The sequence below is a fragment of the Rhizobium terrae genome (assembly GCF_003425685.1).
In the GTDB taxonomy this organism is placed as follows: domain Bacteria; phylum Pseudomonadota; class Alphaproteobacteria; order Rhizobiales; family Rhizobiaceae; genus Neorhizobium; species Neorhizobium terrae.
Window position 1 is genome coordinate 91,136 of the sequence record NZ_QJKM01000012.1, and the last position, 16,540, is coordinate 107,675.

Sequence of the window (16,540 nt, forward strand, 5' to 3'; positions counted from 1 at the left end):
TATTTCTTTGGTGATTTTCTGAATGCCGCTCACCGCCACGAATAACCGTGGCTGTGACGGACGAGCTTGCGGGCGCGCGGAATGTAGCGGCTGGCTGCGATCGCTTCCGACCCGATCACCGCATAGCGGGGCTCGAACAGTTTCTGCAGGCGCGAGACGTCACCGTTGGAATCGGTCGCATCGAGATCGCTATCGACGAGGTCGAAGATAGTGAAATCCGCCCGTTCGCCGACCGAAAGCCGGTTTTCCATCGAAAGCTTGATGACCGACGCCGGGTGATGGGTAACCGCTTCAACCACCTTGTCGAACGGCATACCGACTGACAGAAGCTTGGACATGGTCGTCGCGAGATCCCACACCGGGAAATTCATCGAGTGGCCGTGCAGGTCGGTCGAGATCGAGAACGGCAGCAAACCGCGCGCGATGGCCGCTTCCGCCACCTTGAAGGAGAAAGAGGCACCGCCATGACCGATATCAAGGCGGATTCCCTCCCCTGCACAGCGTTCGGCAAGGTTATAAAGATCCTCATCCTCCATGATGCTCGAGCCGGCCTTGCCGTTGAAGCAGTGGGTGACGACGTCGCCGGGCCCCAGGATCTCCAGCACTTCATCATAAAGCGCCGGCGGCTCGCCGACATGCACCATCATCGGCACTTTCAGGATCTTCGCGATCTTCTTGCCGAGCTTGACCGGGGTGACGCCCCAGGAACCGGTGATCACATGGCTCGCGCGCACCTTGATACCGACGATATGCTCGCTGTTCTGCGCATAGCATTCCAGGATGCGATCGAGGTCGATATCCTTGATATCACGCAGCTCCGGAACGCGGTTGCAAGCGACGAGACCGATCGAACCGAGGTTCAGGAAGGCTTTGATGCGCTCCCTGGACGGTTCGATGATATATTCGCGAAACCCGTGGAAATTGGCCTCACCGGCGGAGCCTGCATCGACCAGGGTCGTGACGCCGCGCTCGGCGCCGCATTCGGAGGGGCGGATGGAGATATCCGTGCCGCCATGCCAGATATGCACGTGAAGATCGACCCAGCCGGGCGAGATCCATGCACCCTTGCCGTCAATGCGCTCGCTATCAGCCGGCGCTATAAGCTGCGGGCCGATAGCGGAAATCCTGCCGTCGGCACCGACGAGGATGTCGGTCATGCCGGAGACCGAGTTTGCGCCGAAGGCCATCGGCTTCACATTGGTGAGGAGGAGCGGTTTGCCCGCTTTTTCACCGGTCATCTAAAGGTCCTTTCGAAGTCTGGGGTCGAGCATGTCCCGCAGGCCGTCGCCGACCATTTGCAGCGACAGAACGGAAAGAATGATGGCGAAGCCAGGGAAATAGGTCATCCAGTCCGCTTGGCCGACATACTGGCGGCCCGCGGAAATCATGGTCCCCCAGGTCGGGATTTCAGGGCTGACGCCGAGGCCGAGGAAAGAAAGGCCGGCTTCGGCGAGCATGGCGCTGGCGAACAGGAACGTGCCCTGCACCAAGATCGGCGACACAAGATTGCGCAGCACGTGACGCGTCATGATATGGAAGGTGGAGATACCTAGCGCCTTCGCCGCTTCCACGTAAGGCAGTTCGCGGATGACCAGCGTCGAGGCGCGGACGATGCGGGCAAGGCGCGGCGAATAGACGATTGACAGCGCGATGATGACCGTGGTCAGCGATGGGCCGAGCGCCGCAACGAGGGCGATCGCCAGCAGGATGTCCGGAAAAGCCATCATCGCATCGATGAGGCGCGCGATCGGCGTGTCGAGTTTCTGGAAGAAACCGGCAAGCAGACCGAGCGTGACACCGATCGCGGCCGACAATGCCACGACGGCGGCACCGACCAGGAGCGACAGCCGACCGGCATAGATGGTCCGGGAAAAGACATCGCGGCCGAATTCGTCGGTGCCGAACCAGTAGATCTCGCTCGGTGGTTTCAACCGGTTGACGATCGAAAGCTTAGACGGCGAATAAGGCGCAATCCATGGCGCGAAGACGGCGAGAGCCACGAAAATCACGATCACCACAAGGCCGGCGGCGACCGTCTTGCGCTTCAGGAAACGACGCAGAAATTTGCTCCATTCACTGGCAGCCGGTTTCGGAGTAGTCGTTGCGATATCGGCCATCAGTAGCGCACCCTGGGATCGACCAGCAGATAGAGCATGTCGATCGCGAAGTTGATGAGGACGTAAAGGCCGGCGATGACAAGCAGCGCGCCCTGGATCACCGGGTAGTCGCGGCGCAATACGGCGGAGACGACGAGATTGCCGACACCCGGCAGGCCGAAGACGGTTTCGGTGACGACCGCGCCCGAGATCAGCACGGCGGCGGTGAGGCCGATGACCGTCAGGATCGGGATCAGCGCATTCTTCAGCGCATGTTTCAGGATGACCTTCCGCTCGATCAGCCCCTTGGCGCGGGCCGTGCGGATATAGTCGTCGCTCAAGACGTCGAGCATCGACGCGCGGGTGAAGCGCAGGATGAGCGCCGAGGAGACGAGGCCGAGCGCGAAGGCCGGCAGCGTCAGGTGATACATGCGCTCCAGGAAACTCGCACCCGGCCCCCCATAACCCGACACGGGGAAGAAATTGAAGCGCACCGCAAAGAACTGCATCAGGATGAGGCCGAGCCAGAAGCTCGGAATGCTGGCGGACAGCATCGCGAGCGTCGTCGAAGCCTGGTCGATGAACGAGCCGCGCCGGTAGGCCGCATAGATGCCGATCGGCAATGCAATGATGCTGGCGATCGCGAGCGAGAAGATCGTCAGGAAGAAGGTCGGTTCGGCACGGTCGAGAAGCGCCGAGGTGACCGGCATGTTGAGGAAGATCGACTGGCCGAGGTCGCCCTTCAGCAACTGGCCGATATAAAAGACATATTGCACCAGGATCGACTGGTCGAGACCGAGCCTCGTGCGCAGTTCGGCAACGTCCTGCGGTGTGGCGTCAGGGCCGAGCATAACGGCCGCAGGGTCGCCGGGCGTCACGCGTACGATCACGAAGACGATCGTCACGACCAGGAACATCACGACGATCATGCCGGCAAGGCGCTGGAGGATGTAACGTATCATGGGGCGGTTCCTATGTCCTCACCCGGACAGGATCGCGAACGGATGCCGGTCCGGCAAGCAGACCCTGGACCGGCATTCGCATTCCTCGCGCTTACTTCTTGATCGAGGCGTTCCAGAAATACGGCCACGGAGCCGGATCAACGCCCTGAAGCTTGGTCGACATCGCCGAGACGGCGTTAAAATCGCCGATCTTCATAAATGGAGCCTCGTCATAGACGGCCTTCTGAACGTTCGCCCAAAGCTCGATGCGCTTCTTTGGATCCGATTCAGCAGAAAAAGCGTCGACGGTCGATTTACGGGTCGGAGTGTCCCACCAGCCGGGCGAACTTGCCGAAAGCGAACCGATCAGCGCCGGCTCCGGCAGGAACGGGCTATGGGTGATGTAGATATCCCAAAGCGCCTTGTCGGTGCGGCGCTGCGTGAGCGTCGCCCAATCGACAACCTGCATGTCCACCTGAAAGCCGGCAAGTTTCAGATATTCGGCGGCGACCTGCGCCATCTTGTAATGGAACTCGTACTGGCGGCTGGTCAGGATGCGCACCGGCTTGCCGTCATAACCTGCGGTCTTGGCAGCCTTGGCAGCACCTTCCGGATCGGCGACGTTGTAATTGCCCTTCACGCCGGCATCCGTCGACCAAGTATAGGAAGCCGGATAGATGTTGCCGTCGAGCGCATAGAAGTCCTTGCTGCCGAAAGCTGCCGCCAGCATGTCTTCCATGCTGAGCGCCTGGCGGATCGCCTTGCGCACCGCGACATTCTTGGCGACGCCTTCAGCCGTGTTGAAGACGAAGACCGGATATCCGAACGGCTTCAGGACCAGCGGCTGCGTCGCCTTGGAAGCCTTCAGCTTGTCGAAGGATTCGACCGGCAGCGAGTCGATATAGTCGTACTGGCCGGAAACCGCCGCCTCCACGCGGGTGTTCGGGTCCGGAACGGGTACGAAGCGGATCTCGTCGAGATACTGCTTGCGGGCACCGCCGTAACCATCGCTCTCGCCGGAGCGGGCCTTGTAATCCTTGAAGCGGACGAGCTGGATATATTGATCGGCCTTGCGTTCCTTCAGCATATACGGGCCGGTGCCGACGAAATCGGTCATTGTGTCGACCTGCTTCTCGGCCGGAATGATGATTGCGGCGGAGTTGTTGAAGGCGAGCAGCGAGGCGAGCGGCGCATAAGGCTGCTTCAGCTTGATTGTGACGGTCGACGGATCGGTCGCGGTGATCGACTCGATGAAACCGGCGGCCTGCTTGCCGCGCGAGGCGAGCTTGGTCCAGCGGTTGAGCGACGCCGCGACATCATCGGAGGCCATGTCGCTCCCGTCGTGGAACTTGACGCCGGCGCGCAGCTTGATCGTGTAGGTCTTGCCATCGGCGGTGACGTCCGGAAGGCTCTCGGCGAGCAGCGGCGTAACATTCCACTTCTTGTCGAACGTGTAGAGCGTCTCGAAGATGTGCTGCGTGACGATGCCGACGAGATCGGCGGTCGAGGTCATCGGGTCGAGGGTCGGCGGTTCGCCGATCGTCGCAACGTTGACGACGCCACCCTTTTCCTGCGCCATCACGAATGATGGGGCAGCCACAAGGGCTGTTGCAACAAGGAATGCAAGCTTCAATTTCATGTCAGTCTCCCGTTTTGCGTTCCACAATTATGTTATAGCAACTTTTATAACAGAATACAGAGTGCAAAAGCGGTGTCAATGGCAACAAAGGAGCACTGCGCGTGATGCGTATCAGGCAGGACAAAGGGCAGCGCGAAACGGATTGCGCCGCGCCCGGACAAGCCGGGGCGGCGGCAAAGCGACATCGAAGCAATACCGATCTCTCGGGTCTGATTTGCCGAAGCGTCAGCCGCGGCCCCTGCTCCCACCTGCAATCAGCCGTGCGTAGGAAATCGCAGAGAGCATGTTGACGTGATTTGCCTTGCCGGTACCGGCAATATCGAAGGCGGTGCCATGATCGACCGAAACGCGGTCGATCGGCAGGCCGAGCGAGACGTTGACGGCGCTGTCGAAGGCAACGAGCTTGATCGGAATATGGCCCTGGTCGTGATACTGCGCGACAACCAGATCGAAGGCGCCGTTGTAGGCGCGCGCAAAAACTGTATCGGCGGAGATCGGCCCGACCACGTCGATACCCTTGGCACGCGCCCGCTCGACGGCCGGCGCCAGGAAGTCCGTATCCTCCGTGCCGAACAGCCCGTTTTCGCCGCAATGCGGATTGAGCCCGGCAACCGCGATGCGGGCCTTTTTGCCGATCCGCATGAAATGCTGGTGACCGGCCTCGATCGTCGCCAGTACCCGCTCGGTCTTTGCCCGCTCGATCGCGCCCTTGAGCGAGACATGGGTCGAGACGTGGATCGTATTCAGCCGCTCCGAAGCAAGCAGCATGAAAGAGCTTTTCGAGCCCGTGAGATGCGCAAGCAGGCCGGTATGGCCATCGTAGTGATGGCCGGCGAGATTCATTGCTTCCTTGTTGATCGGCGCAGTGACGATACAGTCCACATCGTGCGCCAGCGCCATTTCAACAGCCCGGCGGATATACCGCACCGAAGCGTCACCCGCGACCGGGTTCACCTTGCCGATCGCCGGCAGAGCACCATCGATCGTCACTTCGTCGACTGTGACCGCGCCCACTTTCGGCATTGTGGAAAAGGCAAGCGAGGTACCGCAGGATTTGTTTGCCCGCTCCAGTGCCTCGACATTGCCGACTACGGTGAAATAGGCACGCTCCGCCTCCGGCAACGCCGTGAGCGCCTTGACGATGACTTCCGGCCCCACGCCCGCCGGGTCGCCCAGCGTAATCGCGATACGCGTATCCTTGTTCATGGTCGGATGCCCTTCCCTCGGCTCTCAATATGCCGCTTCGTAGATCGCCAGGATATCGGCGCGCGACAGGTCGCGCGGATTGTTATCGAGAAGCCGGCGGATGGCAAAGGCATCATCGGCCATAATGCCGAGATCCGCTTCCGCCACGCCGACCTTCGAGAGTTTCATCTCGATATCGAGCGCGGCGCAAAAGGCGTGCGCCGCCTCGAAGACAGAGCCCGCCGTGCCGCCGGAATGCCCGAGCCCGAGTCCGTCCAAAATCGCCGCGGTTTTTTCCGGCACAGCAGGCGTATTGAAGGCAAGCACATGCGGAAAGATCAACGCGTTGGCCGCGCCATGCGCCATGTGCCAGCGGGTGCCGAGCGGATAGGCGAGCGCATGACCGGCCGCCGTGTTGACCGGGCCAAGGCAATAGCCGCCATAAAGCGAGGCAAGCGATAATCCGGCTCGGGCTTCCGCATCATTGCCGTCGGCCACGGCGCGGGCAAGATATCTGCCGACCAGCCGCACCCCCTCGATGGCATAGAGATCGATCGCCGGGTGCGCCTTGCGATTGGTGTAGGCCTCGACACAGTGTGCCATGGCATCGACGCCGGTTGCGGCAGTGATCCGGGGTGGCACGGTGAAGGTCAGCGCCGGATCGATGACCGCGATATCCGCGAGCATATGAATGCTTTCTACCGCAAGCTTGCTTTGGGTGGCAGGATCGGTAACGAGGGCACGGATACCCGCTTCACTGCCTGTACCGGACGTGGTCGGCACCTGCGCCAGTGCTGCCTTTCTGCGACCAGCGACCTTGCCGGCGCCGACGACGTCAGCGAGCGTCTGGGGGGAACCCGCGAGAACAGCGGCGAGCTTGGCGAGGTCCATGGCGCTGCCGCCGCCGAACCCGACGATCAGATCGGCATTCGCCTGACTTGCGGTCGCCAGCACCCTGGCGAGATCGTTCGTATCCGGCTCGGCACGCACTTCGCCAAATATCGTAACCTCCCCCTTGAGACCAAGCAGGTCGGCGCGCGGCGCATTGAAGGCGTCGGAAATCACTAGGATGCGCTCGAACTTCCCTTGGGTCGCCCATGCGCCAAGACGTTCGGCGGTACCGATGCCGAATTCGATGATCGACGGCCGGACCATCGTGATCGGCTTGCTGAAACTGTCCATGCGCATCACCTCTTCCCACGCAAACGGAACCGCTCGCACTCAATAGATGTAAATTTGTTATATCTTTCATGCTCTATTGGCAAGCACCGCACGCGCGTTTCCTAAATTTGCCTCTTACGGGCCAGCGCTGGAAAGAACAACGGACGCAATTCTTTCAAGAATATCAAATATAGGCGTACATAACGGCGACGACAGGAAAGCCCTCCTGCGTGCCGAACAGCTGTCAGAACTTGTCAAATCCCGAAGAAGGAAGGCTCCAGCCGCACATATTTGATCGCACGGCGGAAATAGGTATAGGCAACATGCAGCACGCCATCCGGCCCCTGAACAATCGAGGGGTAGGAGAATTCCCGGTTCAACATGTCGGTGGAATTGTTGCTGAGACAGTAGCCATCACCCATATCAAGATCGAATCTGATTGGAAATGTCTCGCCTCCGTCGCGCGAGATCGCCAGGCTGAGCGGCGTGCGCGGCACGCCCCAAACAGCGCAGTTCTGACGGGACGCAACTTCGGCTTCCTCTACAGATTCACTGCCCTCGACATCTTCGATCTCGTCATAGAGCGACAGCCGCCGAGCATCGGACATACCGGCATCCGAATGATTATAAACCATTGCAATTGCATTATCTTCAAGACGCGTTGCCTGAATGGAGGAATTGTTGTTGGGCAGTTCCGTCGGCTCCGGGCTGCTCCAGGTCATGCCGCCATCGCCGGACCGGCTGCGCAATATGCGTGTCGCAAACCGGTTGCGATAGAAGGCGACCATCTTGTTGCCCCGCACCGGCAAGATGTTCATGTGAACGGCGCCAACACTTTCAGGCACCTCGACAAGTTGCCAGCTCTTGCCGGCATCGCGTGAGATCAGCACGCCGGCACGATCGATATCGCCCGTCCAACGTCGACCGGCTTCGGTCACGCAACGGAAAACCGGCAAAAGCCAAGCGCCGTCGGCGTTGACGACAATCCTCTGGCGAATGAACGTACCAGGAATATCGCAGAGAATTTCTGCGTCCCCGAATGTCCTGCCACCATCCGTCGACACGCGTTTCTTGACAACCGCACCATCCTGGTTGCCGGATGTCTGCGACGTGTAGAGTAGCCAGATTGCGCCATCCGGCGCAATGAAGACCAAAGGGTTCTGCTCGGATTTCGTCGGATCGTGACTGAGTTTTTCCGGCTGCGACCAAGTCGTCTCGCCGGGCGCTAACCTCGACATGTAAACGGAAATGTCGCCCATACCCTCCATCGTGCCGCCGAACCAGACGCAGGTGAGCGTCCCGTCAGGCAGAAATGCAAGATTTGCTGCATGGTTCTGCACGCAGGGGGAAGGCAGATAGGCATCGAAACGAGCGTCATTCGTGGCGTTCGGGCGAACTTTGCCCGTCATGAGCGTCGGAACCTCGGCGGGATCGAGAGCGGTAAAGGTCATGGCATATCATCCACTTACGGAAGTTCGGCATATTTCGCCGAAAGATCGCCGAATTCGGCGTCGGTGAGCGTCATGAGCGGTGCCCGCACCCTACGCCAGTTCCCTTCTCCGGTCTTCAGGCCAACCATGGCCTTGATCGTGGGGATTTGTACATAGGAATTTGAAAGCGTGCGGTAGGCATTGATGCGCGCCTGCGCCGCCTCAACTTCGGCGGCCTTGGCTGGATCCGCGACATTGTCGAAAATGACGCGAAGCGAATCCGCAACGAGGTTGGAGGTTGCCGTGATGCAGCCTGCGCCCCCGGACCTGAGCAGCGGGAGCATCAGCGGATCGGCGCCCGCAAACACCGAGAAGCCGGGCAGCGCCGCGACGATAGCCTGCATGTTGGCAAGGTCGCCGGCGGAATCTTTGATTCCGACGATCGTCTTCGGGAAAGCCTTCACCAATCGCTCGATCAGCGCCAGCGATAGCGGCACGCCGGAGATCTGCGGAATGTGATAAAGCACGATCTGCAGAAGATCGTCTCCAATCTTTTCAACGATTTGCGAATAGGCAGCAAACAATCCGTCATCGCTCACCCCCTTGTAGTAGAATGGGGGCAGCATGACGACCCTGGTGACGCCATGGGAGAGCGCATGCTTGGTCAGCGCTATGGTATCCGGAATGGAAACAAGGCCGGTACCCGGCATCAATTGGCTCGGCGCGATGCCCGCCTTCAGGGCCGCTTCCAGGATCGTCTGACGTTCGGCGATCGAGAAGGAATTGGCCTCGCCGGTGGTGCCAAGCAAGGCAACGCCATGACAGCCCTCCGCAAGCAGGCGCTTACAGTGAGCGGTGAACAGGCCGAGTTCCGGCTCGCCGTTTGCATCGACCGGTGTCGCGGCCGCGCAATAGACGCCCGCAACAGCATAATTGTCTGACATGTTATCCTCCCACTCCCGCGCCATCCCAGAATTGGCGACAATCAGGCACGTCGATAAGCGTGATCGACATCAGTTTTGGCGCGATATACGCATAGTTGTCAACGCAAAAACTACGAACCATTTTACACCTCTAAATTAACAATATGATTCTAAATGATATTTTACGGCATATTGCAGTCATGTCGAAAAATTCGGAAACAATATTGACATATTTACAATATCGCGCGAATGTTAACCCAACTTGCGGCCGGGAGGAACAGGCCCGCATTTCCACGTGGGAGGATGGAATGACCAAGAGAAAAGACGGCTTTGCCGACAAAACGCGATTTTCCCGGCGGGAAGCTCTGACGCTTGGCTTGAGCGCGACGATCGCCGCATCGGTTTTCGGCGGCAATGCCCGTATCGTCATGGCGGCGGAAGGCCAAGTTCTCAAAGTCGCCAATCCAGCCTTCAACCAGGATTGGTCGCCGCTGCGCGGCGGCGGCGTTCCTTATCGCTGGAACTCGATCTGGTGGGCCTCGCCGATGTATTTCGACGAGAAGGGTGAGATTCACCCCTACGTCTTCACGAGCTGGGCCCCTTCCGAGGGCGGCAAGGTCTGGACCTTCAAGCTCGATCCGAAAGCCACCTTCTCCGACGGCAGCAGGATCACCTCGAAAGATGTCCAAGGCTCCTGGAACGTCTCGGCCATGCCGAACACCAAGAACCAGCGTGCCGATCAGGTTCTCGCGAAAGTCGCCGGTTATGCCGATGTCAGCGGCGGCAAGGCGAAGGAACTCTCCGGTATCGCCACACCGGATGAAGGCACTGTCGTCGTGACGCTCTCGGAAGTCGATCCAATCTTCTTCATGCGCGTCGCCAACCATATCGTGCCGATCACCAAGGCTTCGCAGTCGCGCGGCAGCGATGGCGAAGAGGTGCAGGACTGGTACATGCCGGACAGCAAGGCCGTCTATTCCGGCCCGTTCAAGCTGACCAAGATCGACCTCGACGCCGGCAAGCTCATCTTCGAGCCGAATGAAAAATTTTTCGGGCCGAAACCGAAGCTCGCCCGCATCGAGATCACCTCGATCGAAGACAACGTCACGGCCACCTCGCTGATCAAGTCCGGCGAGTTCAACGCCCATACCGAGCTTGTTACCTCGACGATCGTGCAGGATCTCGGCAAGGAATTTTCCGACGGCCCGCTGATCCCGACCAGCCAGCATTTCTGGTTCAACACCTCGCGAGCCCCGATGGACGACCCGAAGGTGCGTCAGGCGCTGATCATGGCGGTTGATCGCAACGGCCTCATCAAGGCTTCATATCCCGACGGTCCGCACAAGAAGACCGATCAGGTCATCAACTCGGTCCCGGGTGCCGACAATTCCGGTTTCGAGCCCTATTCCTTTGATCCGGCAAAGGCAAAGGCGTTGCTGAAGGAATCCAAGTATGGCGGCCCGGAGCGCCTGCCGAAGCTGCTCTTCGTCGGCGTCTCCGGCCCGGCGATCGAGGCGGCCGCGCAGTTCATCGCCGAACAGTGGCGCCAGAACCTCGGCATCACTGCGGTCGACATGAAGCCGCAGCAGGACTCTTACGCCGGCCCGGACCAGAATGCCGTGCAGATTTTCCGCGACGACGTCGGCACCCGCGTGCCGGATGCCGTCTCCTATCTGCAGGGTTCGATCGCCTCGACCTCGTCCAACGCGCAGAACAAGCTCGGAGGATACAAGAATGCCAAGGTCGATTCAGCGCTTGCGGAAGCGGCCACCAAAGCGGCTGACGATCCCAAGCGCATAGCACTCGCGCAGGAGGCCCAGAAGGCCTTCCGTGAAGACTATGCCTTCATTCCCTGGTATGCTCAGGCCATGTCGCGCTGGGCTACAAAGACCGTCAAGGGGATCGACAAGAACCTCGACTGGCAGGTGGCAAAACCCTGGGAGATTTCGATCGGCTGAGGCGGCAGCCGATCGACGGTCCGGACCGGTGACGGTTCGGCCAAAGCGCAATGCGCGGCGCGATCAACCGTCGCGCATTGCTTTCCTGTCCGGGTGGATCGGGTGGGATTTCAGAAATATGTCGCGGCGACACGGCGTCGCGATCGGAATGCATGAACGCGTCAGGAAACCCCCATCGCCACCGGTTTCCGGCCCCATGCGGGAGGATTTTCGGCGGTGTTGCGTTACGTTGCCACACGATTTGCGATCTGGATTCCATCCGTCCTGCTGGTCATGCTGGCGGTCTATGCGCTGGCCTTTTATGGCGCCGGCGATCCGATCAAGCTCATTTTCCTCCGGGCGCCCGGCGACGTGGCCTATAATCCGCAGCGCATCGAGGCGATCCGCGAAAGTGCAGGCCTCAACAGACCCTTCATCGAACAGTTCGCCTGGTACGTCTGGAACCTCGTTCAGGGGAAATTCGGCAACTCGCTGAGCTCCGGCCGTTCCGTCTGGGCCCTGGTCAGCGCCGCGGCCCCCGTCTCGTTCCAGCTCGCGCTCTGTTCCGTCATCCTCACCGCCGTCGTCGCTATCCCGCTCGGTATGCTGGCAGCCCTCAACCAGAACACCAGGATCGATTACACGATCCTCGGCTCGGCCCTCTTCCTTTGGGCAATCCCGGCCTATGTCGCCGGTCCGCTCCTGATGGTGGCGCTGATCGTGCTCCTGCCAGGCGTCAAGGTGCCCTATGGATGGGGCGGTATTTTCGACGTGCGCATTCTGCTGCCGCTGGTCGTGCTGTCCTTCCAGCCGATCGCGCTGATCGTGCGGCAGACGCGCGCCGCCGTCATAGAAGTGCTGTCGGAGGATTTCGTCCGCACCGCCCGCGCCAAGGGCGTGCCGGAAATCATGGTCGCCCTGCGTCACATCCTGAGGCCGGTGCTGACGCCGGTTATCACCCAACTGGGCCTGATCATGATTACCATCGTCAACGGCGCGATTTTCGTGGAACTGGTCTTCGGCCTGCCGGGTCTCGGTCGCCTCACCGTGCAGGCGCTGATCAATTCGGATTATCCGGTCATCCTGGCGATCACACTGATCGGCTCCTTCCTGGTGATGATCTCCAACCTCCTGGTCGACATTCTCTATCCGCTGCTCGACCCGCGCGCCAATGACGCCAAAAGGAGCCGCTGACGATGACGCTTGTCCAGCCCAATCCCGCGATCATCGAGGAAGAACCGCCTGTCAGCCTGTGGCGCGATGCCTGGCACAGGCTGAGACGCAACAAACTTGCCATTTTCGGCCTCGGCGTCGTCGTGCTGCTCGCCTTCGTGGCGATCTCCGGTCCCTATCTGACGCCTTATGACTTCCTGAGCCAGGATCTTGCGGCCCGCAATCAGGCGCCTTCGCTGGCCCATCTCTTCGGCACCGACGATCTCGGCCGAGATGTCTTCAGCCGCGTCGTCTACGGCACCCGCACCGCCTTCCTCGTCGCTGTCGTCGTCACCGCCATCGCGCTTGTCATCGGCACGACGCTTGGTGCCATCGCCGGCTTCTTCGGCGAACCCTATGACCGGATCATCATGTGGCTGACGGACATGGCCATGTCCGTGCCGAACCTGCTGCTGGTCGTGGTCATCAACGCCTCGCTGAAGAACCCGATCGCCCGCTGGATGGAAGCCCAGTACATGGCGACGTTGAACCCGTTCTACCGTGAGACGATCTGGATCGATTTCTTCCTCGTCTTCGGCTCAATGGCGCTGATTTCCTGGCCTCCCTATGCACGCCTCGTCCGCGCCCAGGTGCTGTCAATCCGCACCCGGCCCTATATCACCGCCGCCATGGCGCTCGGCCTGTCTAACCGCATCATCATGATGCGCTACGTGGTGCCGAACGCGCTTGGGCCGCTGATCGTCTCGGTCAGCGCCGGTCTCGGCACCGCGATGGTTCTGGAAAGCGCCTTCTCCTTCCTAGGCGTCGGGGTCAATCCGCCGACACCCAGCTGGGGCAACATGATCTCCGACGGTCTGCGCGTCTGGCAGCATTATCCGCATCTGCTTGCCGCGCCCGCCTTCGTGCTCGGCCTTGCCTCCGTCGCCTTTTCCTTTTTGGGCGACGGCCTGAACGACGCTCTCAACCCGCGAGGTACGAAGTGACCGCACGGAACGCACAGGAACGCCTGCTCGATGTGAAAGGCCTGACCGTCGAAATCGACGGTCGCCGCGGCCCGGCCGTCATCGTCGACGGCATCGATCTGCATGTCGGCAAGGGCGAAACGCTTGGGGTCGTTGGAGAATCCGGCTGCGGCAAGAGCCTCACCATGCTGAGCCTGATGCGGCTCCTGCCGAACAAGATCAAGGTAACCAAAGGCACGGCCGAATTCGACGGTCGCGACCTGCACAAGATGTCCACCAGGGAGCTGCGCAAGGTGCGCGGCGGCGATATCGGCTTCGTCTTTCAGGACCCGATGACCTCGCTCAATCCGGTGATGCGGATCGGCGACCAGCTCTGCGAACCTCTGATCTATCACCGAAAGATGGCGAAGGCCGACGCCCGCAAGCGCGCCGTCGAATTGCTCCGTCTCGTCGGCATTCCAGGACCCGAGGAACGGCTGGAAGCCTATCCGCACGAACTTTCCGGCGGTATGCGCCAGCGCGTGATGATTGCAATCGGCCTTGCCTGTGATCCGAAACTCCTGATCGCCGACGAGCCGACCACCGCGCTCGACGTCACCATCCAGGCCCAGATCGTCGATCTGGTGAAGGACCTGCGCAACAAGCTCGGCATGTCGGTCGTCTGGATCACCCATGACCTCGCGCTGATCGCGGGCCTCGCCGACCGCGTCGTTGTGCTTTATGCCGGCACCGTGGTCGAGGATGCGCCCGTCGATGATCTTTACGCAAACCCGAGCCATCCCTATACTCGTGGCCTGCTCGCTTCGATCCCGACGCTTTCGGATGCGCCGACCGCACGGTTGAGTTCGATCGGCGGTACGCCGCCGGAGCCTGGCCGCCGTCCCGCCGGCTGCCCGTTCGCGCCGCGCTGTCCGCTTGCGATGGATATCTGCCGGAGGGAAGTCCCGAAGCTTGAGCCGATCTCCTCCGGCGGCAGCCACCGCGCCGCCTGTTTTGCCGTCAACAAAGCATTGAAGGCCGCATGATGAGTGCTGAACCCCTGCTCCGCGTCGAAAACCTGGTGAAGCATTTTCATGTGCGGCTCGGCGCCTTTGGCGAGAAAGCAGCAACCGTCTATGCACTGGACGATGTCAGTCTCGATATCCAAGAGGGTGAAACACTCTCGCTTGTCGGCGAATCCGGCTGTGGCAAGTCGACGACCGGCTTCACCATCCTGAACCTCCATCGTGCCAGCGGCGGCAAGGTCATCTACAAGGGCCAGGATCTGACCCGACTGGACGAAAAGACCATGCGGCTCTTCCGCCGCGACCTGCAGATCGTCTTCCAGGACCCTTATTCGACGCTCAACCCGCGCATGACCGTCGGCGAGGCGATCGGTGAGCCGATGCTCTTCCACAAGCTCACCACCAGAGCACAATTGAAAGACAAGACCGCCGCCCTGCTTCAGGATGTCGGCCTGCCCACTCGCTTCGCCTCGCGTTATCCGCATGAGCTTTCCGGCGGCCAGCGCCAGCGCGTGGTGATCGCAAGGGCGCTCGCTTGCCAGCCGAAATTCATCGTATGCGATGAAGCAATCTCTGCGCTCGATGTTTCGATCCAGGCGCAGATCATCAACCTGCTACTCGACCTGCAGGAAAAATACCGACTGACCTATCTTTTCATAGCGCACGATCTAGCCGTGGTACGGCACATCTCCACCCGCGTCGGCGTCATGTATCTCGGCCGTCTGGCGGAACTTGCCCCGCGCGATGCGCTGTTCCAGACCCCGCTGCATCCCTACACCAAGGCCCTGCTTTCCGCCGTACCGGAGACCGACCCGGAACGCGAACGCAACCGCAAGCGTCAGATCCTGCAGGGCGATGTGCCAAGCCCGCTTGATCCGCCATCAGGGTGCCGTTTCCATACCCGCTGCCCGATCGCCATGGAAGTCTGCTCCAGGACCGTGCCGGAGTGGAGTGCCGCCCGTCCGGGTCATCTCGTCGCCTGCCATGCGGTCAATTCCGGAGTAAGCTGATGGGGATCAAGGTCGCGATCATCGCTGACGATCTGACGGGAGCCCTGGATACGGGCACGCCCTTCGTCGCGGCGGGGCTTGCGGTAGCCGTCGCGACGGACGTGGAGAACATTCCGGCAGCGTTGCGCGGCGCTCCCGATATATTGGTGGTCAATACCGCTTCGCGGGTCATGGCTTCGCAGGACGCCGCAACACGAGCCGCACGCGCTGCCTCGCTGATCGCCATGGCCGAGCCGGCCTTTATTTTCAAGAAGATCGACTCCCGGCTCAAAGGCAATATCGCGGCGGAAAGCGAGGCGATTACCCGCGCCTTCGGCTATCGCAAGTTCGTCGTGGCGCCCGCCATTCCCGATCAGCATCGATTTACGCGCGGCGGCTCGATGATCGGCCGGGGCATCGACCATGCTCTGCCGATTCTGCCATTATTTTCGGGACCTGGCGTCGATCTGGTGATTGCCGATGCCGAAACCGAAGCCGACCTCGACCGCATCGTGAACGAGCACGATTGGCGCGAAGCGGTCGCGGTCGGTGCGCGTGGGCTCGGCATGGCGCTGGCACGACGTCTTGGCAAGCCAGGAGGCAGGGCACAGACGTTCCTATCGAGTAGAAGAACGCTGTTCGCTATCGGCTCGCGCGATCCCATCACCGCGGCGCAGATGGCGGCACTGGAAAACGGCGGCTATCTCAATGCTGTCCTGGACGCTCCGGGCGGCATTTTGAAGGATACCGCGATAGCTGCGGCATTGCCCGTGCTGATCCGCTGCTCCGGTGAGATCGAAGCGGACATGAACACAGTGGCCTATCGTTTTGCTGCGATCGTGGCGAAGATGATCGAGATGGCCGCACCCGATACAGTGGTGACGGGCGGCGGAGATACAGCCTATGCGCTGCTGAGGAGTCTCAATGTCGGTGTGCTGTTTCCCAAGGGAGAGGTCGAAGCCGGCATTCCCTGGTGCGAAATCCTTTTGGAAAACGGCCGGCAAATCCGGGTTGCGGTGAAGTCGGGGGGCTTCGGTACGCGGGAATCTCTGATAAAAGCAATGGAAACGGCGCCGGAAACGCGGCGGGCCGTATGATGA

Annotated in this window: 14 protein-coding genes; 6 read left to right on the plus strand and 8 right to left on the minus strand. The window is 60.7% G+C overall.

Translation table 11 applies throughout. The features are described 5' to 3' along the window. Positions 1–29 precede the first annotated feature (29 nt). From DMO26_RS22250 to DMO26_RS22285, 8 genes are all read right to left on the minus strand, one after another. Complete coding sequence (locus DMO26_RS22250; RefSeq protein WP_117194353.1) at positions 30–1,238, minus strand: amidohydrolase/deacetylase family metallohydrolase; 1,209 nt, start codon at positions 1,236–1,238, stop codon at positions 30–32. Next, the gene (locus DMO26_RS22255; protein WP_117194354.1) at positions 1,239–2,117 is read right to left on the minus strand and encodes an ABC transporter permease; all 879 of its coding nucleotides are present in this window, start codon (positions 2,115–2,117) and stop codon (positions 1,239–1,241) included. Next, positions 2,117–3,058 (minus strand): ABC transporter permease, encoded by a 942-nt coding sequence (locus DMO26_RS22260; protein WP_162895024.1) that lies wholly within the window; start codon positions 3,056–3,058, stop codon positions 2,117–2,119. Before DMO26_RS22260 ends, DMO26_RS22255 begins: the two co-directional genes overlap by 1 nt. Before the next feature lie 91 nt (positions 3,059–3,149). Further along, a complete protein-coding gene (locus DMO26_RS22265; RefSeq protein ID WP_117194355.1) occupies positions 3,150–4,676 on the minus strand; it encodes an ABC transporter substrate-binding protein in 1,527 nt (508 codons plus the stop codon). A gap of 225 nt (positions 4,677–4,901) precedes the next feature. Beyond that, positions 4,902–5,882: a 4-hydroxythreonine-4-phosphate dehydrogenase PdxA gene (pdxA, locus tag DMO26_RS22270; RefSeq protein WP_117194356.1), complete on the minus strand. Its 981-nt coding sequence runs from the start codon at positions 5,880–5,882 to the stop codon at positions 4,902–4,904. A 24-nt stretch (positions 5,883–5,906) separates the two neighbouring features. Continuing rightward, the gene (locus tag DMO26_RS22275; protein WP_117194480.1) at positions 5,907–7,043 is read right to left on the minus strand and encodes an iron-containing alcohol dehydrogenase; all 1,137 of its coding nucleotides are present in this window, start codon (positions 7,041–7,043) and stop codon (positions 5,907–5,909) included. A gap of 233 nt (positions 7,044–7,276) precedes the next feature. Then, positions 7,277–8,473 carry a sialidase family protein gene (locus tag DMO26_RS22280; protein ID WP_117194357.1) on the minus strand — a complete coding sequence of 399 codons (1,197 nt, stop codon included), beginning with the start codon at positions 8,471–8,473 and terminating at the stop codon, positions 7,277–7,279. A gap of 14 nt (positions 8,474–8,487) precedes the next feature. Then, positions 8,488–9,396, minus strand: coding sequence for a dihydrodipicolinate synthase family protein (locus DMO26_RS22285; protein WP_117194358.1), 909 nt, complete (start codon positions 9,394–9,396; stop codon positions 8,488–8,490). 287 nt (positions 9,397–9,683) lie between these two features. On the opposite strand from DMO26_RS22285, the gene DMO26_RS22290 reads away from it, so the two are divergent. The 6 genes from DMO26_RS22290 to DMO26_RS22315 all read left to right on the plus strand — a co-directional run bounded on the left by DMO26_RS22290 (position 9,684) and on the right by DMO26_RS22315 (position 16,537). Further along, positions 9,684–11,333, plus strand: coding sequence for an ABC transporter substrate-binding protein (locus DMO26_RS22290; RefSeq protein ID WP_117194359.1), 1,650 nt, complete (start codon positions 9,684–9,686; stop codon positions 11,331–11,333). Positions 11,334–11,549: 216 nt separating this feature from the next. Next, on the plus strand, positions 11,550–12,506 hold the full coding sequence (locus tag DMO26_RS22295; protein ID WP_117194360.1) for an ABC transporter permease: 957 nt from the start codon (positions 11,550–11,552) through the stop codon (positions 12,504–12,506). Positions 12,507–12,508: 2 nt separating this feature from the next. Continuing rightward, positions 12,509–13,468, plus strand: coding sequence for an ABC transporter permease (locus DMO26_RS22300; RefSeq protein ID WP_117194361.1), 960 nt, complete (start codon positions 12,509–12,511; stop codon positions 13,466–13,468). Beyond that, positions 13,465–14,472: an ABC transporter ATP-binding protein gene (locus DMO26_RS22305; RefSeq protein ID WP_117194362.1), complete on the plus strand. Its 1,008-nt coding sequence runs from the start codon at positions 13,465–13,467 to the stop codon at positions 14,470–14,472. Before DMO26_RS22300 ends, DMO26_RS22305 begins: the two co-directional genes overlap by 4 nt. Continuing rightward, positions 14,472–15,461 carry an ABC transporter ATP-binding protein gene (locus tag DMO26_RS22310; RefSeq protein ID WP_117194481.1) on the plus strand — a complete coding sequence of 330 codons (990 nt, stop codon included), beginning with the start codon at positions 14,472–14,474 and terminating at the stop codon, positions 15,459–15,461. Before DMO26_RS22305 ends, DMO26_RS22310 begins: the two co-directional genes overlap by 1 nt. Further along, on the plus strand, positions 15,461–16,537 hold the full coding sequence (locus DMO26_RS22315; protein WP_117194363.1) for a four-carbon acid sugar kinase family protein: 1,077 nt from the start codon (positions 15,461–15,463) through the stop codon (positions 16,535–16,537). The genes DMO26_RS22310 and DMO26_RS22315 overlap by 1 nt, the downstream gene beginning before the upstream one ends. The last annotated feature ends 3 nt before the right edge of the window (positions 16,538–16,540 follow it).